Origin of the sequence: Shewanella septentrionalis (genome assembly GCF_025370265.1) — a bacterium.
GTDB classification, from domain to species: Bacteria; Pseudomonadota; Gammaproteobacteria; order Enterobacterales; family Shewanellaceae; genus Shewanella; species Shewanella hafniensis.
The window spans coordinates 1-20165 of record NZ_JAMTCC010000021.1 but is presented as its reverse complement, the minus strand read 5'-3'; the positions used below and the strand labels follow the sequence as shown (position 1 = coordinate 20165).

Below are 20165 nucleotides of genomic sequence, written 5' to 3'. Positions count from 1 at the left end.
TGTATAGATGACTGTACTACTCAAGCACAGCGCGATAAATGTTTAACACTCGCTCGGCATGTTCCTCTACGTCTAACACAGGTAACTGCCCCGCCTTTTGTTGCAAAGTCAGACGATGATTCTCATCCCTCAGTAAGCAATAGGTTTGAGTTAAATGCTGGGCACTCATTATAGGTAAAAGTTCAAGTTCAGCTAACACACCGAAAATCCGCACATTGTCAGACCAAATCGTTAGCTCTGGATACTCATTGGCATTAGCCAGCACTAAGTACTGGGCAATAAACTCAATATCGGCAATCCCGCCAGGGCTCTGTTTTAAATCAAACATGCCATCGCTGACTTTGAGCAAGTGATCGCGCATCTTCTGACGCATCTCACGTACTGCTTTTTGCAGCTCAGTTTTATCCCGTGGTTTTTCCAATACCGAGGCGCGAATTCGGCTAAATTTGACCGCTAAACTATTGTCGCCGAAAACAAAACGCGAGCGCACTAAGGCTTGATGTTCCCACGTCCACGCCTCATTAGCTTGGTATTCGCCAAAGCGTTCAATCTCACTGACCATCAAACCCGAGGCGCCGGAAGGACGCAAACGCATATCCACTTCGTACAACTCACCCGAAGTGGTGCGAGTCGAGAACAAATGCAGAATACGCTGGGCGAGTTTGAGGTAGAAATGGCCGACTTCAATCGGCCGATCCCCATTGGTCAGGCCGTTTTCTGCTTTGTTTTCACACAGGAAAACTAAATCGAGATCGGAGCCGTAACCTAATTCGATCCCACCGAGCTTGCCATAACCGACAACGGCAAAGCCGGTGTCATTGCCCTCAAGGTGAGCGGGCACGCCATGGCGCACTGAAACCTGTTGCCACGCCTGCATCACCACTTGTTCTATGATGGCTTCGGCTAAAAAGGTTAAGTGATCGCTCACTTGCATCACAGGTAAAACCCCAGTGACATCGGCGGCGGCGATTTTAAGTTGTTGTGACAGCTTAAATTGTCGCAGCGCTTCCATCTGCTGCTCCATATCATCCTCGGGCACACGCAACATGTACTGGCGCAGCTCGCTCGGATAATCATCGATGGAGGTCGTGTCATAAAGCTGCGAGGGATCGATAAGCTCATCGAGCAGCATGGGAAATTTAGCCAACTGCGCGGCAATCCAAGGACTGGCGCAGCACAGGCTCACTAACTGTTGCCGTGCGCCAGGGTTTTCACATAAAAGCTCAAGGTAGGTGGTGCGAGTTAAAATCTGCTCAAGCACCTTAGACACGGGCTCAAAGGCAGCCGATGGACTCTGTTGATTAATCAACTCTTCCAATAATCTTGGCATTAATTTATCTAAGGTTTCCCGCCCGCGTGGACCAATAGAACGCTTAGTGACCGTTTCACGCCAGCTGCTGAGCATAGGGCACAGCTTATCATCGTCGATTTGCTGTTCGGCCAATAACGCGACGGCATCATCAATATCTTGCACATGCCACAGCTGCGTTGTCCAGTGCTCGGCCTTTTCTTCGCCTTCTTCACCGCCCACGGTGGCTTTAAAATGACGATGGATTTTGCTCATTGCCGCTTCAATATGAGTCCGTAAATCAACCTCGTTTGCCATATCGAGCACATGGCACAATCGCGCCCAATCCAGCGGATTATTCGGCAAGGTTTGGGTTTGTTTATCGTCTATGGCTTGCAGTAAATTCTCGACTCGGCGCAGCAATAAATAGCTGTGTTTAAGCTCATCGACCGCCAAATATTCAAACTGCCCTAAGCTGTAGAGCGTATCGATAGCACCGAATAAACTCTGCTGGCGCAGCGCAGGCTCGCGGCCGCCACGAATTAATTGGAAACTCTGCACCACGAACTCGACCTCACGAATACCGCCCGCGCCGAGTTTAATATTGTCGGTCAAATGACGGCGACGCACTTCTTGCGCAATGAGCTGCTTCATTTTTCGCAGGGATTCAATCGCTGAGAAGTCGATATAGCGGCGATACACAAAAGGTCTAAGCAGGCTGTGTAATTCATCGGAGAAATGGCTCCAAGGTCCGAGCGCACGCGCCTTGACCATGGCATAGCGTTCCCAATCTCGGCCCTGTTCTTGGTAATAATCTTCAAGGCCACTAAAACTCACCACCAGCGGGCCACTTTCACCATAGGGGCGCAAACGCATATCCACGCGGAACACGAATCCATCGACGGTAACTTGGTCGAGTAAGTTCACAAGTCTTTGTCCCATGCGGATAAAAAATTGTTGATTATCTAAACTGCGACGCCCACCAACGGTTTCACCGTGCTCAGGGAAAGTGAAAATCAAATCGATATCGGAGGAGAAATTGAGCTCGCGGCCGCCTAATTTGCCCATGCCTAAAATCAACAATGGCTGTGCATTGCCTTCTTTGTCCATCGGCGTGCCGTATTGGGCGCACATATCTTTATAGAGCCAATCGCGGGCGCAAATGACTAACGCTTCGGCAAGCGCCGACAGATCGAGCAGAGATTCTTCTAAACTGGCGTAGCCTAAAAAGTCACGCCAAGCTAAGCGCACCATTTGATAATTACGAAACCGCCGCAAGCTGGCTTTTGCCATATCTTCAGTTGTGGCGCGGCTTAGGACTTCGTGTAACTCAAGATCGAAGTTTTTACGCTCAATCAGGCTTAACTCGCCAGCAAGCAGAACATTAATCCACTCAGGATGTCGGCATAGCTGGGCCGCCACGTAATCACTGAGTCCAAGAATCGTTTTAAGCTCTTGCTGCTGGGCAGGTGTTAATTGTGCGAGTCCTTCGGACCATACTTCCTCTAACCGCAGCCAATTGTGCTCAGCGGTTTGATTAACGAGAATAGACAATGACTTATTACTGTCTTTTTGCATGGTCATAATAATCCCTAACAAATTTAGCTATCGACATATTATGTCGTAAATGATATAGATTGACGCCACATCATGTTATGTTCGACGAGACTTGCAGCTACCTGATGTAGCACACAAATAAAGGTATCCCCTTTTATCTGTGGCATTTAAGGGTACTATAACCTGCGCAGCAGGCATATTGGGCAAGCAGATTATTATTGCCTGCAAGTATTTGAGTTTTATTTCATTACCATTTGGAGAAAACATGGCAGGAATGCTAACCCGTGTTCTCACATCGATCCTCTTTTTAGCCGTTATGCTATCGCTGACGGGATGTGGCGATGAGAGACCGGATAAAATCGCGAAGTATCAACAACTCACGCAGCAACGCCTCGCAACGCTCACGACGATGATCGATGACGGGCAGTTGCGTAACGCTAACCTCTTAAAACAATACACCACACTGTTAAAACAGCAGAAACCCGATTTAGCCCCATTACTTGATGAATTAGCAAAGGATTCTGGCACCCAAGGCCCCATGTATACCTCGCTGAAACGTCGTTTAGATGAATCGAAAGTGGCGAGTAACTTTGCCGATCTCGATCAACAGCTGGCCGAAGCGGAAAATCTTTATCAAGCCGCTGATCCCAGTCTGTTTAACGATATGTTGTCAGATCCTGTCAACGTGGTCGCCGATATGTCCGACGGCAAACTGGCCCGCGTGAATGCGATTAGCCGTGAGGCCGCAACATTAGCCAATGGCGGCGAAGATTTTGGTCCAGGCAGTCAGCTCGTTGGTAATCCGTCTTACGGTAACTGGCAAACCGACTCGAGCGGCACATCGTTTTGGGCTTGGTATGGCATGTATTCGATGTTTTCGAATGTGTTCAATCGCCCGATTTCCTACGATCGTTGGTCAGGTAACCGAGGTTACAGCTATTACAATGACGTAGGCCGTTATCGCTATACCTCACCCAAACAAGCGGATGCGCAAAATAAGACCTTCGAACAAACAAAAAAACGTTTCGACTCCCAAGGCAAGCGCTTCGACAGCCCTTATGCCAAACCGCGTACCGGTGGCACGGCGTTATCCCGTGAAAGTACCAGCGCACCTAAGGCTAGCAACACCACAAGCGCAAGCAAGAGTTCGAATAGTAAGTTCCGCTCTAACTATGCAAAAGACAGCAGTTTCCGTAATTCCAGTAATCGCACGACCCGCAGTGTGCGCCGGGGCAAGTAACTAAGGATTTCCAATGACACTATTTCAGGATTTCGGTATCACACCAGAGCTAGCCATCATTCTGGCTATCGATCTCACCATAGCCGTGATTTTGCTAACGCTGATGCGTTATTTGCAAGGTTGGAGCGTAAAAGTTAACAGCAGTAAAGAACTGGCGGAGCGTGATAACTTTGCCTTCGGTATCAGTACCGCGGGCGCCGTTGCCGCATTGGGTATAGTGCTCACGGGCGCTATCACAGGCGCTGCAGCGCACTCTTATCTTACCGAAGCGATTGGTATGAGCTGCTATGGTTTATTCGGCTTAGTGCTAATAAAACTGGGCCGCTTCCTCCACGATAAGATTGCCTTAAATGAGTTTGATAAGAACGAGCAAATCATCAAAGGTAATGTGTCTGTCGCGATTGTCGATGCCAGTGCTGCCATCGCCACTGCGATTATCATCCGCGCCGTGTTGTTATGGGCAGAAGACTTAACCCTAGATACTTTTATCGCTATCTTCAGTGCCTTTGCAATTTCGCAGTTGATGTTAGTGCTACTGACACGCTGGCGCGAAAACCGTTTTGCAAGCCGCAATCAAGACTCGTCAATGCAGCAAGCCTTAGTACAAGGTCATACGGCATTAGCACTGCGTCATGCCGGTTATATGATAGCCATGGCGCTGAGCTTTAACGCTGCCAGCCACTTTATTATATTCAATCCAACGGCTTATGTGACTAACGTGATCGGCTGGTTAGTGTTCTCAGTCATCATGCTGATCGCGCTTTCCTTATTACTGTTCGTCGTGAAGAAACTGGTATTAGCCCGTATCGATTTAGCCGATGAAGTGGAAAGACAACACAATATCGGCATCGCCGCCGTTGAAATGGCGATCAGTATCGCTATCGCACTTATCCTCACGGCACTGATGGCCTAATCGAATGCAAGAAACCAGCTTAACCCCCTCGGCGGCTAAACCTAGCCGCCTAGGTTGGTTCGACGATGTCCTCTTATTGGGCATCATGGCCGTATTAGCAGGCTGCGGCCTGATTTACGAATATCTTTTATCCCACTATGCCGGGCGCATTTTAGGCGCATTAGAAGCCGCCATCTACACCATGATTGGCTTGATGATAGTCTCCATGGGGCTAGGAGCCTTCGCCGCACGTAAGATCCGTGATGCCTTTACCGGCTTTGTGATCTTAGAACTCACAGTCGCACTCTGTGGCTCACTCGCCATTTTAATCACAGCGGCGGTGATTGGTTTCGGCCAACAACTGCCCTTAATGATTGCCAACACCTTAGGTTTACCGCCAGATCAACTGCCCGAAGGCGGCATGATAGGCTCGCTACAAAAACTCAGCGAATACTTACCCTATGTGTGGGGCGTGTTGCTGGGCCTGATGATAGGTATGGAAATCCCACTGATCGCCAGAGTGCGCCAATCCCTCTCTGATGAGCATTTGCTACATAATGCGGGGACAATTTACGGCGCCGATTACATAGGCGCTGGCATAGGTGCCGCCATTTGGGTGGGCTTTATGCTTGCCATTGATATCCAACTTGCCGCCGCCTTAACTGCCAGCTTTAACCTGTTGGCGGGCTTTGTGTTTATCTGGCGCTTCTGGCCTAAAATCCGCAGCCCTAAACTGCTTTTAGCTGGGCATGTTATCGTGACAGGCATTTTACTCGTGTTAGCCATCCACGGCCCACGCTGGGAGCAAGAATTCAATAATTTGCTCTATAAAGACAAAGTGGTTTACGCCAAAGCGACACGTTTCCAGCAGTTGACCTTCACCGAGCGACTGCGCGGTAACGGTCTGCCGCCCGTTTATGCGTTATACATCAATGGCCGCTTACAGTTTTCGAGCATAGACGAACACATCTACCATGCGTTTCTCGTGCATCCCACACTCACTGCCAGTGCTCGCCATAACAAGGTGTTGATCATTGGCGGTGGCGATGGACTCGGTCTTAAGCAAGTGCTGCGCTGGGAGCCTGAGCAAGTGACGCTGCTCGATCTCGATGTAGGCCTAGTGCAATTATTTAAGTCGCCCGATACGGATATGCCCGAGCGTTTGAGCCGCGCTATGTTGGCGCTCAATGGCAATGCACTGAACGATCCCCGTGTCACAGTGATCAACGACGATGCATTTAATGGTGTCGATAAACTGATTGCCACAGGCGTGAAATACGATGCGATTATCGTAGACTTGCCCGATCCGAGCCATCCCGATCTTAATAAGCTCTATTCGGACTATTTCTACCGTAAATTAAAGGAACTTATGAGCAGTGATGGCGCTCTGACTGTACAGTCAACATCGCCTTACCATGCCCCTAAGGCCTTTATTTCGGTAGCAAAAACCTTGGCATTGGCGGGATTTGACGTCAAGCAGTACCATCATAATGTGCCCAGTTTTGGCGAATGGGGTTGGAGTATAGCCACCGCAGGTGGGCTCGATGCACAACACAGACTAGCTAAGTTAACTGAGCTGCCCATCAAAGATGACTGGCTCACTTTAGGTTTAGTGGATGGCGCCTTTGAGTTTCCAGCCAATTTTTATCAAGATGCCGCCAAAATAAAACCCAATGAATTGGGTTCGTTGCAGCTGTATCACTACCATTTGCAAGATTGGTCCGAGAATCAGGGACTGAATCTTTTTTAATAGGACAAGATAGTGCTTGACATATTATGTCTCGGTGCTATCTTTGAACACAGACATAATATGTCAATAAGGACAAATATGAATATCCATACCCTTGCCAATCACCTCAACAGTCTTGGCAATAATAGCCAAACCGGCTTTCAATTCGATTGTTATCCTATTGATGGCGAAGTCGAAGTACTGCAAGTGAATGTGGTTGGCCGTGAAGAAATACCGGTATTCGTATCGGTGACGGATAACCAGATTCTTTGCATCAGTTACCTGTGGGGCGAGAACGAAGTAAACCAAGAACGTCGCAGCGAAATGTTTGAAACCATGCTAGAACTCAACATTCCGATGCCCTTGTCAGCCTTTGCGAAAATTGATGACAAATACGTAGTTTACGGCGCGCTTTCACTGCAATCTAGCATGCTCGAAATCGAGCAAGAATTAGCAGTTTTATCCGATAACTGTTTAGAAGTTATCGATGAAATGGTCGACTATCTAAAATAAGGAGCCACAAAATGGGCATTCTGAATAAAATTTTAACAGCGTTTCGCGGTGGTGCCACCGAAGTTGGCCAAAGCATCGTTGACGCAAACTCAACGCGTATTTTCGAACAGGAAATTCGCGACGCCGAGAAACATTTAACCAACGCTAAACGTGAACTGACCGATGTCATGGCGAAAGAAATGCAAGCCAGCCGTGAAATCGACCGCCTGAAACGCTCGATTGCCGAGCACGAAGGGTATGCGACTCAAGCATTGGACAAAGGTAATGAAGCCTTAGCAATTGAAGTCGCTGAAAAAATCGCCCAGCTCGATCAAGAGCTTGCTGAGCAGCAAACTGCCAACGATAGCTTTAGCGCCCATGCAGCACGTTTGAAAGACTTAGTGAAGAAAACCGAGCGTCAACTGTCTGATTATCAGCGTCAGCTGAGCATGGTTAAAACCACTGAAAGCGTGCAAAAAGCCACGGCAACCATTACTGACTCGTTCGCGTCTAGCAACTCTAAGCTGCTGAACGCTAAAGATTCACTTGAGCGCATCAAGGCACGTCAGCAACAGTTTGACGACCGCCTGAAAGCGGCAGAAACCTTAGCCGATGAAAACAGCGACAAGTCACTGCAATCTAAGCTAGCCGAAGCCGGTATTGGTGAGCAAAAGTCGAACGCAAATGCTGTGCTAGACCGAATCAAAGCACGTAAAAGCTAAGCAATGATTGACCGAATGCCGAGTCTCAGTGGGAGCATCACCCCCTACTGACCTCGGCATTTTTTTGTTTCATCCGCATAAAATAATTGACCACTATCGCCCGTTACGATCCGCAGCCAATCGATTTGAAGCCGCACGCGAGCATAGTCAGCAGGAGTCACTATGGGGTTTTTCAATAGTATTTTTGGTAAGAAAGCAGCGCCACAGCGCGAGCTCAATCACCCATCCCAGCTCAATGTGGGCGACATGATCTCAATTGATGACAGCTTTGCCCTGCCGCAACAACTTCGTGGTCAACAATTGAGGGTAGAAGCCGTACATACTTATGAGTCTGAACGTAATCAGCAAGCCGAATGGTTACTTAAAGGCCATGGTAGCGACACACTCTTTTTAAGCATCGAAGAAGACGACGAAACCTATCTCGCCTTCTCGATTAAAATTTCCCGCGCCCAAGTGGAACAATTATTCGATCTTGAGCAGTTCAGCGCCCTGTTCGATGAACCGGGTCATGCCGAGTTAACCACGAAAGAATTACCAGCCGACTTAACGGAAAAACTGCAACAATGGCTTGGAAAGCAATATCACCAAGTGACGTTTGCCGCTTTTGGCTATTTCCATCGTCAGGACTACCGCGGCCAAAGGCCACCACAAGACGCCAATGGCGCCACGGGTGAGCCCTTCGAGTACTATTTACTGCTCGATGACGATGAAAGCCGCGCCGTCGAAGTGGAAGTCTACGAAGGTGGCGATACAGATGTTCTCTTGACCTTATATCGCCCACTGACGGATATTCGGGAATACTGGCCAGCGAAATAAGCCAAAAATAAGATAAAGTGCGCGCTCGCACTTTATCGATAATCCCAATACAATCTCACAGATAAGCGCTAGAAACGGTTGATAGCAATAGGTAATACGCCATGAGTAAGACCAAACACCCTCTCCCCGAGCAATGGTTAAAGAACCAACAGGCCGCGAAAGCAACGCAAGTCGCCTTCGATCTCGATGAAAAATTTCAATACTCAATTCGTAAAGCCGCGTTAGATGCAGGTGTGAGCCCTTCGGATCAAATTCGCACGATTTTAGGCCTTAGCGTGTCGAAACGACCAACGCGTCCGCGTCTTACTGTGTCACTCAATGCCGATGACTATGTACAACTGGCAGAAAAATATGGGTTAAGCGCCGATTCGCAGCTAGAAATTAAACGCCGAGTCCTCGACGATTTAGTTCACTTTGTAGATAAGAAATAACTCCCACAAACATTGCACAGGCTATTGAATATATAGCCTGTGCAATTAATTGACGAAATTCGATTTTATTGGCTTAGACAATTTACTCACAGCCTAAAGTCTTTTACTTTAGTTGAGACATTCGCCGCACTTAACAGGGATCATGTTTGGCATGACAGATAAAACCCCATGGTCACTTCGCACCCTTGGCAGCCCTTCTCCATTCGAAATGGCGATGATGTTGCTATCCTTGCTGTCGGTGATCATAGTGCTCGTCATGACCTTCGGCCGCCTCGATAGCGAAACCTACCGCTTACTCTTTTTTGTCGATACCAGCATTTGTATGATTTTCATGATCAACTTCTTTATTGGGTTGTTCAGAGCTCGCGATAAACGCTTTTTCATTAAACACCATTGGATTGATTTTATTGCCAGCATTCCGGCAATTGAAGCCCTGCGGATGGCACGCTTGTTCCAAATCCTGCGGGTAATTCGCCTGATCCGCATGAGTCGTTCACTGCTGCTTCCGCTGATCAAACAACGTAAACAAGCCACCTTAGCCAGTTTGCTCGTCGCTATGGTGACGATTCTGACCTTAGCCTCAGTGATCATTTTGATCGTCGAAAGCGGCACAGAAGGCGCTAATATCCAAACCGCAGAACAAGCGATTTGGTGGGCGTTAGTCACTATCTCGACCGTCGGTTACGGCGATTATTATCCGGTGACGACAGCTGGCCATATCATAGGCGGTATTGTGATTGTCAGCGGCGTGAGCTTTTTTGGGGTGATCTCAGGTTATATGGCGTCGGTATTTGTCGCGCCCGATGAAACTGAGCGACAGGAGCGCCAAGAGGCCCATAAAGCCGAAATCAAATCAGAGCTTGAACTAGCGTTAGCTAGAATGGAAGAAAACCAGCAAAAGATGGAACAGAACCAAGCGCAAATGCTCGCAAAAATTGCAGAGCTGAAGCAAGTTATCGAAAACAGAAACAACTGATTTAGCGAAGAATGGGCTAACAATCTGCAAAAGAAAGGGCTCAATCCAATGTGGATTGAGCCCTTAGTATTTTTCAGTGCCGAGCTAGAATCAGTGCTGCGCCAGTCAATAGACTTAAAATTAGTTCAACGTTATAAACATAACCCTACCAATAGCCCTGTTGCTGCATCGCATTACGACGCGTCGACTCCATGGCAAATAACAAACTTTGCTGTTTATCTTCCAGCCATTCAGTTAAATCAATATCCAACGCTCGGCTCGCATCCTGCACCGCGCGGTAGCAGGCTAAGGTTTTAATCCCGAGCACCAGATCTTGCCAAGGTGCGCGAAATGCATCCCGTGATTTCGCCTCATATAAACTGCCATAGGCGTGACCGACTAAGATGCTCTCATCAAGCACTGCAGCCACTTGCAGGTAATTTGCACTGGTCATGACACTATTGAGTGGCATTACCTCCACGATTGCCATCCAAGAGGCTTGCTGGGCGCGGTCGGCATGCTGGCGTAAGCTAGGCTGATTACTGATGTCCACTTCACCTGCACTGATCTTAAGCAATAGTTCAACTATCGCCAGCTGTAATTGACCATATTCAGTTTGTTGCCACAGGGAGAGTAAACGTCCCTTCAGATTCATCTCTGTCAGTTGCACCATAAGGCGCGCGTTAACTTGAGCATGTTGACCAAGCTTTGCGAACAAGCCCCTTTGGCTTCCAAGCAAGGCAGTCAGCGCTTGTGCTTGCTCGATAAAATCGAGCTGTTTTTCAATCGACATGAATTGACTAGAGAGTTTCACATTCAATAACTTGAACTGACTTAAGGTCATACGCAGCAAACGAATACAGGCACGCATTCGCCACCACAGTGCCACACAGGCTTCGGGTTCGCTTTCCTCTGCAATCATGCTTTCTAATAATTGCCAACGCTCAAGCGCGGTTTCAAGCAGGATTTGGCAGTTTGCACTTAAATCCTGTGAAGAAGAATCATGTGACTCTGTCAGTGGCAAAAATTCCAATGCGTTTAAATCGAGCGGATTAGCTTTACCCGCTAATCGATAGCCGCGCTGTGCTTTACTGGCTTTACCTAACCGCACAGGCACCACGCTCGCCACTTGCATAGCCAGCTTAAGTAGTGCCTCAGTATCGCCACTGAGGAGTTCAAACTCGAGCTCACACAGCGCTTCTTGCTGACCATTGGCGGTGATTTCACCTATGTCTAACGCCACTTCGACCAAGCTATTATCAATTTGGACATGCCAAGCACGGCGATAAAAATCGGTGTGAAATATACAGGTCAACTGGGCTTGTGTGGCGGCTAAATCCGCATCGGCGGGCCAAATACTGGCTGGGAATAGACTTAAATCTGGGCTATCGGCTTGGATAGTCACATTATATTCGGGCCGCGAATGAATCCCGCCCACGACTTGCCCAGCGGTTTTTATGGTCTGCTCCCTGTGCCCATCGTAACCGCGCACCCGCAAACCCATGTCCCACTGACGCAGTTGTAAGTCAGGTGAGTCGAAGTAACCATTCGCCAAACGACGTTTACCTTGAGGTACGGCATTATCGAGACTATCTAACTTATTTATCAGGGATTCTTGATATATCGGCAGGAAAAACAGTTTTAATTCAATCTCAGCATTCATTGCGTTACCGCTCATTTTGTCATCAAACATTCATTGATGCGTCATCTTTAGTTCATAATGTCACAAATGTGTCATAAAAATCCCGTAGGATTTGGTTTTGCAGTTGGTATATAACCCGTTAGAATAAAGCTGTCGTTTTTTCTGAAAAAACACAGTTTCAATACGCGGACGCATAGGTTAACATGCGCCCGCTTTTTCCAATAATGGAACAATCTAAATAGGTAAACGGCAATGCCAGTAAACTCTATTTTGGGCGTGTTTGCAAAATCGCCAATTAAGCCTCTTCAAGAGCACATGGACAAAGTACACGATTGCGCATCGTTACTCGTCCCCTTTTTCGAAGCCACTATCACAGGTAACTGGGACAGTGCAGTTCAATTACGTAAGCAAATTAGTTTAGCCGAGAAGCAAGCAGATTCACTGAAGCGTGAAATCCGCCTGACTCTGCCAAGCGGTTTGTTTATGCCAGTAGAACGTACAGATTTATTGGAACTTTTAACTCAACAAGACAAGATTGCCAACAAAGCAAAAGATATTTCTGGTCGTGTTATCGGCCGTCAGCTGTTAATCCCTCAGGTCATGCAAGTCCCTTTTATTGCTTATCTACAACGCTGTATCGATGCGGTAGCACTAGCAAAACAAGTCATTAATGAACTCGAAGATCTGTTAGAAACAGGTTTCCGTGGTCGTGAAGTCGACTTAGTGGCAAAAATGATCAACGAACTCGATATCATCGAAGAAGATACTGACGATCTACAAATTCAGTTACGCCGTCAGTTATTCGCCATGGAATCTGAATTGAATCCTGTCGATGTGATGTTCCTCTACAAAACGATTGAATGGGTCGGTGGTCTTGCAGATCTTGCCGAACGCGTCGGTTCACGTCTTGAGCTTATGCTGGCTCGCGTTTAACAAATAAGGTTATCAAGGTATCAATATGGTTGATGCAGGTATTGAGGTGGCTAACGTCTTAGTCACCAATGGCCCGTGGCTTATTGCCGTTGCGGCTGCATTTGGTTTTCTCATGGCATGGGGTATTGGCGCCAATGACGTTGCCAATGCGATGGGAACCTCTGTAGGTTCAAACGCAATTACGATCAAACAAGCGATTATTATCGCGATGATCTTTGAGTTTGCGGGCGCTTATTTAGCCGGTGGCGAAGTCACCAGCACGATCCGTAATGGGATCATTGATTCAAGCTACTTTACAAACACCCCTGAATTGCTGGTTTACGGCATGATAGGTTCGCTTTTAGCGGCAGGTATTTGGCTAGTGGTTGCGTCAGCTTTAGGTTGGCCAGTATCAACAACTCACTCTATCGTCGGTGCCATCATAGGTTTCGCGGCAGTCGGTGTCGGTACTGAATCGGTCGAATGGGGTAAAGTAGGCGGTATTGTAGGTTCTTGGGTGATTACCCCTGCAATCTCAGGCTTTATGGCTTTTATCATATTCCAAAGCGTACAAAAGCTTATTTTCAACACTGACGACCCATTGAGCAATGCTAAGCGTTATGTGCCTTTCTATATGGCATTCGCTGGCTTTATCATGTCGTTAGTGACCATTCTTAAGGGCTTATCCCATGTGGGTATTCACTTAAGTGGCGCAGAAGCTTACCTGTTAGCGGGCGCTATCGCAGTTGTGGTGGGTTTATTTGGTAAAGTGGCCATTTCACGTTTACAAATGAGCGATAAAAACGACCGTCAAACCCAGTTCAAAAACGTTGAAAAAGTGTTTGCGATCTTAATGGTACTGACGGCCTGTTGTATGGCTTTCGCCCATGGCTCAAACGACGTTGCCAACGCGATTGGTCCTTTAGCGGCGGTGGTTTCTGTCGTTAACAGCGGCGGTGAAATTGCATCAAAATCACCATTAGTCTGGTGGATTCTACCTTTAGGTGCCGTAGGTATCGTGATGGGTCTGGCAATTTTTGGTCAGCGCGTGATGCAAACCATAGGTAAAAACATCACTCACCTGACGCCAAGTCGTGGTTTTGCAGCTGAATTAGCAGCGGCTTCGACAGTAGTTATCGCATCGGGCACAGGCTTACCTATCTCTACCACTCAAACCTTAGTCGGTGCGGTATTAGGTGTGGGTATGGCCCGTGGTATTGCAGCGATTAACATTGGTGTGGTGCGTAATATCGTCGTATCTTGGGTTGTGACCCTACCTGCAGGCGCAGGCCTATCAATCATCTTCTTCTTTATGATTAAAGGTATCTTTAATTAAGAGGTTTAGCTAAATAAGTTACTGAAGTTAAGTAATATTAGCGCCTAGGACTAGAAGGTCTTAGGAAAGATAGAGTGAAATGGGAATGGTCATAGCATGGATGCAGTAAAGTTGAGGGAAGTCTATGACTTCCCTCTTGCATTACAGGCCTCAAATCCCTAGCATGTGCAGACTATTTCGTTGATGAGAATACAAAAGTGTTTAGACTCCTGACTCTGGTAGGAATGATGTTACTGTCTTCCAACCTGCTGGCCGAAGGCCAATCCCGTTACATCTCGGATAACGTGTTCCTTTATCTTTTAGGTGGCCCAGGTACTGAGTTCCGAATTCTTGGATCAATTGAAGCCGGTCGACCTGTGACACTGCTCAACGAAACCCAAGGCGATTACTCTAAGATCATCGACCATAAAGGCCGCGAAGGTTGGGTGCAAACTAACCTAATCAGCTCGACTCAAAGTTTCCGTGAACAAGTGCCAGCGTTAACCACTGAGCTTGCACAAGCTAAAGCTAAACTAGCGGAAGTATTAAGTTCGACTGATAACCACGCCGACGAAGTAACCGAACTGAAGGCCAAGCTAAACGAGTTGGAAACAAACCTAGCCAAAACCACTCAAGAACGTGATGAACTTAAAGTCGCGGTTGATCGCTCAGCCCAAGATGAGCGTTTTGAACTATGGCGCCAAGGCGGGTTAATTGCAGGTATGGGGTTAATCCTAGGCATTATTTTAGTGTATTTACCTAGACCACAACGTCGCAGTAAAAAACGTTGGATGTAAGTCTGACCTGCAAAAAGTCTTAATTTATCTTCCAAAAGCTAGTGTTTTCAAACACTGGCTTTTTTGTCAATCAAGCGTTACATCGACTTATACCAATCATCTTAAATATCTAATCAGTTCAGAGCCTCACAGGCATCTCAATCCAAGGCGCATTGACGCAGAAATGGTCATTCCCTTTTAAGTCAATGCAACACGGGAGTGGGATGCCTGTGAGGCTCCCGAAGGGCGGGTTTCAACGCGCTTTATACTGCGTTTAAGGCTTTCGACAGAGCACCACTATGCCTTCAAGCCTTCGCCTTGTCTAAAGCGCGTTGAACTCCCGCTGAATGAACAGATATTTAATACGATTGGTATTATTAACAAGCCAATCAAACAAGCTTCACAATCTTTCACGCTATAGTGTTGTCCGTCACATTTTGGTTGTATAATCGGCGCGCGCAAACCTTCATATTGTATACAAAATATCAAATGCGTTTAGCGCCTCCCAATTTGTTTCAACAATAGCGCCCCAATAACGGCCAAGATGGAAGCGATAACTATGTTCAAAGCGAGTGAAGTGCTGGCAGGCCGCTACGATTCTGCCAATCTCGACGAACTGTTCAAAGCGATCAGCGACAACTACATTGTCGATGAAGAACAATACTTGTCAGAGTTGATCCAACTAGTTCCCTCCAGTGATGAAGCCATAGAGCGCGTCACTCGTCGTGCCCACGAACTGGTTAACAAGGTTCGTCAATTCGATAAAAAAGGGTTGATGGTCGGCATTGATGCCTTTCTGCAACAGTACAGCTTAGAAACACAGGAAGGCATTATCCTGATGTGTTTAGCCGAAGCGCTGCTGCGTATTCCCGATGCGGCCACTGCCGATGCACTGATTGAAGATAAGCTTTCAGGCGCTAAGTGGGATGAGCACATGAGTAAGAGTGACTCTGTACTCGTTAATGCATCGACCTGGGGCTTAATGCTCACAGGTAAGATTGTTAAACTCGATAAAAAAATCGATGGCACCCCAAGCAACTTACTGAGCCGCTTAGTTAATCGCCTCGGCGAGCCAGTGATCCGCCAAGCCATGATGGCCGCGATGAAGATCATGGGTAAGCAGTTCGTACTGGGCCGCAACATGAAAGAAGCCCTGAAGAACAGCGAAGACAAGCGTAAGTTAGGCTATACCCATTCCTACGACATGCTGGGTGAAGCAGCATTAACGCGCAAAGATGCCGAAAAATACTATACCGATTACGCCAATGCGATAACCGAGCTCGGTGCTCAAAGCTATAACGAAAATGAATCACCGCGCCCAACGATCTCAATCAAGCTATCGGCATTGCACCCACGTTACGAAGTGGCCAATGAAGACCGCGTTTTAACTGAACTGTACGACACAGTTATCCGCCTGATAAAACTGGCTCGTGGCTTAAATATCGGTATTTCTATTGATGCTGAAGAAGTCGATCGCCTCGAATTATCACTGAAACTGTTCCAAAAACTGTTTAATTCAGATGCAGCAAAAGGCTGGGGATTACTCGGCATAGTCGTGCAGGCTTACTCTAAGCGTGCCCTGCCCGTACTGGTTTGGTTAACGCGTCTTGCCAAAGAGCAAGGCGATGAAATCCCCTTACGTCTGGTAAAAGGCGCCTATTGGGATAGCGAACTGAAATGGGCGCAACAAGCGGGCGAAGCCGCTTACCCACTCTACACTCGCAAAGCTGGTACTGACGTGTCTTACCTCGCCTGCGCCCGCTACTTGCTATCGGATGCAACTCGCGGCGCTATCTACCCACAATTTGCTAGCCACAATGCGCAAACTGTGGCGGCGATTTCAGATATGGCGGGCGATCGTCACCATGAATTCCAACGCTTACACGGCATGGGACAAGAGCTGTACGACACTATTCTGTCGGAAGCTGGCGCCAAATCGGTACGTATTTATGCGCCTATCGGTGCCCATAAGGATCTGCTGCCCTACTTAGTGCGTCGTTTGCTGGAAAACGGCGCTAACACGTCGTTCGTCCATAAGCTTGTCGATCCTAAAACCCCCATCGAGTCATTAGTGGTGCATCCGCTAAAAACGCTGACGGGCTATAAAACCCTGGCTAACAACAAAATCGTATTACCTGCCGATATTTTCGGTAGCGAACGCAAAAATTCCAAGGGACTCAATATGAACATCATTTCCGAATCTGAGCCGTTTTTCGCAGCTTTAGAACAATTTAAAAATACCCAATGGCAAGCGGGTCCTCTGGTTAACGGTAAAACTTTAACTGGCGAACATAAAACGGTTGTTAGCCCATTCGATACCACCCAAACCGTGGGTCAAGTGGCCTTTGCCGATGACGCAGCCATAGAACAAGCACTGGCATCCGCCGAAACGGCATTTGCCTCTTGGGCACGTACGCCAGTGGAAACCCGTGCATCAGCACTGCAAAAGCTAGCGGATTTATTAGAAGAAAACCGCGAAGAATTGATCGCCCTGTGCACCCGTGAAGCGGGCAAGAGCATTCAAGACGGTATCGACGAAGTCCGTGAAGCCGTTGATTTCTGTCGTTACTACGCAGTACAAGCCAAGAAGATGATGGCGAAGCCTGAACTGCTTCCTGGTCCAACGGGAGAGCTAAACGAACTCTTCCTCCAAGGCCGCGGCGTGTTCGTGTGTATCAGCCCATGGAACTTCCCACTGGCTATCTTCTTAGGTCAAGTGTCAGCGGCATTAGCGGCGGGTAACACAGTTATCGCAAAACCCGCGGAGCAAACCTCGATTATTGGTTACCGTGCAGTGCAACTCGCTCACCAAGCAGGTATTCCTGTCGAGGTGCTGCAATTCCTACCGGGTACAGGTGCGACTGTGGGTAGCGCAATTACGGCCGATGAACGTATCGGTGGTGTGTGCTTTACCGGTTCAACTGGCACGGCAAAACTGATTAACCGTACACTGGCTAACCGTGATGGCGCGATTATTCCATTAATCGCCGAAACTGGCGGTCAAAATGCCATGGTGGTGGACTCAACCTCACAACCTGAGCAAGTGGTTAACGATGTGGTTTCATCGTCATTCACTAGCGCAGGTCAACGCTGTTCTGCATTGCGCGTACTCTTCCTCCAAGAAGACATCGCCGATCGCGTGATCGAAGTGCTGCAAGGCGCAATGGATGAGTTAGTGATTGGCAACCCAAGCTCAGTGAAAACTGACGTAGGCCCAGTGATTGATGCTACCGCCAAAGCCAACTTAGATGCGCACATCGACCACATCAAGCAAGTCGGTAAGCTTATTAAGCAAATGCCGCTTCCTACTGGCACTGAGAACGGTCACTTTGTGTCGCCAACGGCGGTTGAAATCGATTCGATTAAAGTGCTTGAGAAAGAACACTTTGGCCCAATCCTGCACATTATCCGCTACAAGGCATCTGAACTTGCCCACGTGATCAACGAGATCAACAGCACAGGCTTTGGTTTAACCTTAGGTATCCACAGCCGTAACGAAGGCCATGCCCTTGAAGTTGCAGATAAAGTGAACGTGGGTAACGTGTATATCAACCGTAACCAAATCGGCGCTGTAGTGGGTGTACAGCCTTTCGGTGGTCAAGGCCTGTCAGGCACAGGTCCTAAAGCCGGTGGTCCACACTACTTAACTCGCTTCGTGACTGAAAAGACTCGCACTAATAACATCACCGCTATCGGTGGTAATGCGACCCTGCTGTCACTGGGTGATAGCGACGCCTAAGTCCTAACGACTTATTGATAAACGAAAGCCAGACTCTGTCTGGCTTTTTTATTGGCGAATAAATACTTACAGCTAAATGCAATTCCATAAATAATTATATCAATCAATTACTTTGGCATCATTTTGGGGGATGATTTTTAGATATCTGAGTATTATGGGAGTCTTCGCATTTTTCATTTGAGTTTATCAATCAAAATCAAAGTCGTGGGGCTTCACCCCACACCCGACCAAGGAGGACTGCTCGTCCTATCCTCCTTGGATGCTCCAAGACGCCCCTAACGGAGTTGAAAGCCCCTTGTGCTCATTGCCAAATTTGCTATCGCTTCCGAAGGATGCGTCCCTGCACCTGCGAAAGCTAGCCCGCCATCCATGGCGAGACTCACGCAATTTGTCTATTCGCCCTGCGGCAACTCCGAGGGGAGGCGTATTCTGTTGCTTCGGAGTTAGCCGTTAATAACAAGAGAGTGGTGCCTATCCCATCATTAAGACGTGAGTGTAAAAGAATGAAAAAGCCAAAACGATATCAAGTAATTACCGACCAAACTGTATAAAAAACAGCTACCGCAAAAAAGTAAATTCCTATAGCATCATTTATACCAATTGACATGGATGTGGTAGCTGTCAAGTCCAACAATCGATTTATGCCGTTCAAACAGCGAATAAATACTAAGACGTTATGTTTTTGGGGAAGGAAGTGAGATTTAATGAAAGTTGATGAGTATCAAGAGTTACATAGTGGCGCATACAATTGTGATTTGTCTAGGTCTGAAAAAGAAGTGATCAGGAAAAAACTGCTGGGTTATAAGAGTCAGGTCTTAGCTAATGGAAGTCGTTGCCCGACAGAAACAGAAGATGCAATTAAGCACCTCAATCAAGAGCTCGCTCCTACTAAATTTTGGTCTACGTGGACAACGGTGACTAAAATTAGCGCTTTATCATCAATAGCTTCGATGCTCGGAATATTGATTAGTATTGCATCTATTGCCCTTAGTACCGCTTCTAGAGATGAGTCAATAGAAAATAAGATTAATGAACTTGATCAAATTCAAGCATCCCTACAAACCTTAAGTAATTACGTAGAGTCCCAGAAATCAGCAGTTCAACTGATTGCCAAAGAAACGGAACAATTAGAATCTGAACGAGATCAAATTAAGCAGATTTTAGAATTAGACCAAAGCAAGTTGGATGCGATGTTTGCGTATCAAAACAAAATCAGCCGTGAGCAAGCATATTTCGAATATTTTATTTCATTCTTAATAGGGGTTTTATCAAGCTCAGTTGTAGTTCTTGCTGGAAATTGGATTCAAAATAAAAAGAAAGGTCTTAGGTTGCTGCAGGAAAAAACATAAACAAGCATTCAAGCTAAGAAATCAGGGACATATATGGTCACCTCGGGGTGTAGTGGCATAGTGAATTTGGCCACCTAATAAGAAATGTTATGATCCTCTCATAACCCATTTAGGTGACAACATGAATAAAAGTAAACGTGCTCGATATAGCGCAGCCATTAAGCTCGAAACCGCTCAATTAGTCGTTGAGCAAGGTTACACACAAGAAGCGGCCGCAAAAGCCATGAACGTGGGGAAATCGACGGTCAGTAAGTGGGTAACACAGCTTCAGATTGAGCGCCAAGGGCTTGCACCTAAAGCCTCCCCCATG

Annotated in this window: 16 protein-coding genes; 14 read left to right on the top strand and 2 right to left on the bottom strand. The window is 47.3% G+C overall.

Features of this window, described 5'->3' with window-relative positions:
• Positions 1 to 16 precede the first annotated feature (16 nt).
• Positions 17 to 2872 carry a bifunctional [glutamate--ammonia ligase]-adenylyl-L-tyrosine phosphorylase/[glutamate--ammonia-ligase] adenylyltransferase gene (glnE, locus tag NE536_RS13150; RefSeq protein ID WP_261272967.1) on the bottom strand — a complete coding sequence of 952 codons (2856 nt, stop codon included), beginning with the start codon at positions 2870 to 2872 and terminating at the stop codon, positions 17 to 19.
• 238 nt (positions 2873 to 3110) lie between these two features.
• On the opposite strand from glnE, the gene NE536_RS13145 reads away from it, so the two are divergent.
• The 8 genes from NE536_RS13145 to NE536_RS13110 all read left to right on the top strand — a co-directional run bounded on the left by NE536_RS13145 (position 3111) and on the right by NE536_RS13110 (position 10143).
• The gene (locus tag NE536_RS13145) at positions 3111 to 4085 is read left to right on the top strand and encodes a hypothetical protein (RefSeq protein ID WP_261272966.1); all 975 of its coding nucleotides are present in this window, start codon (positions 3111 to 3113) and stop codon (positions 4083 to 4085) included.
• Positions 4086 to 4098: 13 nt separating this feature from the next.
• Complete coding sequence (locus tag NE536_RS13140; RefSeq protein WP_220592108.1) at positions 4099 to 4998, top strand: DUF350 domain-containing protein; 900 nt, start codon at positions 4099 to 4101, stop codon at positions 4996 to 4998.
• 4 nt (positions 4999 to 5002) lie between these two features.
• The gene (locus tag NE536_RS13135; RefSeq protein ID WP_261272965.1) at positions 5003 to 6727 is read left to right on the top strand and encodes a polyamine aminopropyltransferase; all 1725 of its coding nucleotides are present in this window, start codon (positions 5003 to 5005) and stop codon (positions 6725 to 6727) included.
• A gap of 78 nt (positions 6728 to 6805) precedes the next feature.
• Entirely contained in the window at positions 6806 to 7219 is a 414-nt protein-coding gene (locus NE536_RS13130) for a YjfI family protein (protein ID WP_007645549.1), read from the top strand.
• A gap of 11 nt (positions 7220 to 7230) precedes the next feature.
• On the top strand, positions 7231 to 7920 hold the full coding sequence (locus NE536_RS13125; RefSeq protein ID WP_106649569.1) for a PspA/IM30 family protein: 690 nt from the start codon (positions 7231 to 7233) through the stop codon (positions 7918 to 7920).
• A gap of 162 nt (positions 7921 to 8082) precedes the next feature.
• On the top strand, positions 8083 to 8736 hold the full coding sequence (locus NE536_RS13120) for a DUF4178 domain-containing protein (protein WP_261272964.1): 654 nt from the start codon (positions 8083 to 8085) through the stop codon (positions 8734 to 8736).
• A 101-nt stretch (positions 8737 to 8837) separates the two neighbouring features.
• Entirely contained in the window at positions 8838 to 9167 is a 330-nt protein-coding gene (locus NE536_RS13115; protein ID WP_106649567.1) for a hypothetical protein, read from the top strand.
• 151 nt (positions 9168 to 9318) lie between these two features.
• Positions 9319 to 10143: an ion transporter gene (locus NE536_RS13110; protein WP_106651766.1), complete on the top strand. Its 825-nt coding sequence runs from the start codon at positions 9319 to 9321 to the stop codon at positions 10141 to 10143.
• A 145-nt stretch (positions 10144 to 10288) separates the two neighbouring features.
• Here the strand turns inward: NE536_RS13110 and NE536_RS13105 are convergent, their stop codons facing one another.
• Entirely contained in the window at positions 10289 to 11785 is a 1497-nt protein-coding gene (locus NE536_RS13105; RefSeq protein WP_261273003.1) for a CYTH domain-containing protein, read from the bottom strand.
• Between the two features lie 231 nt (positions 11786 to 12016).
• Between NE536_RS13105 and NE536_RS13100 the strand changes: the two genes are divergently transcribed.
• The 6 genes from NE536_RS13100 to NE536_RS13075 form a co-directional block, all read left to right on the top strand.
• The gene (locus NE536_RS13100; protein WP_105251552.1) at positions 12017 to 12697 is read left to right on the top strand and encodes a TIGR00153 family protein; all 681 of its coding nucleotides are present in this window, start codon (positions 12017 to 12019) and stop codon (positions 12695 to 12697) included.
• A 25-nt stretch (positions 12698 to 12722) separates the two neighbouring features.
• On the top strand, positions 12723 to 14012 hold the full coding sequence (locus NE536_RS13095) for an inorganic phosphate transporter (RefSeq protein WP_220592105.1): 1290 nt from the start codon (positions 12723 to 12725) through the stop codon (positions 14010 to 14012).
• A 227-nt stretch (positions 14013 to 14239) separates the two neighbouring features.
• Positions 14240 to 14788 (top strand): TIGR04211 family SH3 domain-containing protein, encoded by a 549-nt coding sequence (locus NE536_RS13090; protein WP_261273002.1) that lies wholly within the window; start codon positions 14240 to 14242, stop codon positions 14786 to 14788.
• Positions 14789 to 15311: 523 nt separating this feature from the next.
• Positions 15312 to 18506 carry a bifunctional proline dehydrogenase/L-glutamate gamma-semialdehyde dehydrogenase PutA gene (putA, locus tag NE536_RS13085; RefSeq protein WP_261272963.1) on the top strand — a complete coding sequence of 1065 codons (3195 nt, stop codon included), beginning with the start codon at positions 15312 to 15314 and terminating at the stop codon, positions 18504 to 18506.
• Positions 18507 to 19210: 704 nt separating this feature from the next.
• On the top strand, positions 19211 to 19855 hold the full coding sequence (locus NE536_RS13080) for a hypothetical protein (RefSeq protein ID WP_261272962.1): 645 nt from the start codon (positions 19211 to 19213) through the stop codon (positions 19853 to 19855).
• Positions 19856 to 19976: 121 nt separating this feature from the next.
• A partial coding sequence (locus tag NE536_RS13075) for a transposase (protein ID WP_261272961.1) occupies positions 19977 to 20165 on the top strand: 189 nt, incomplete at its 3' end.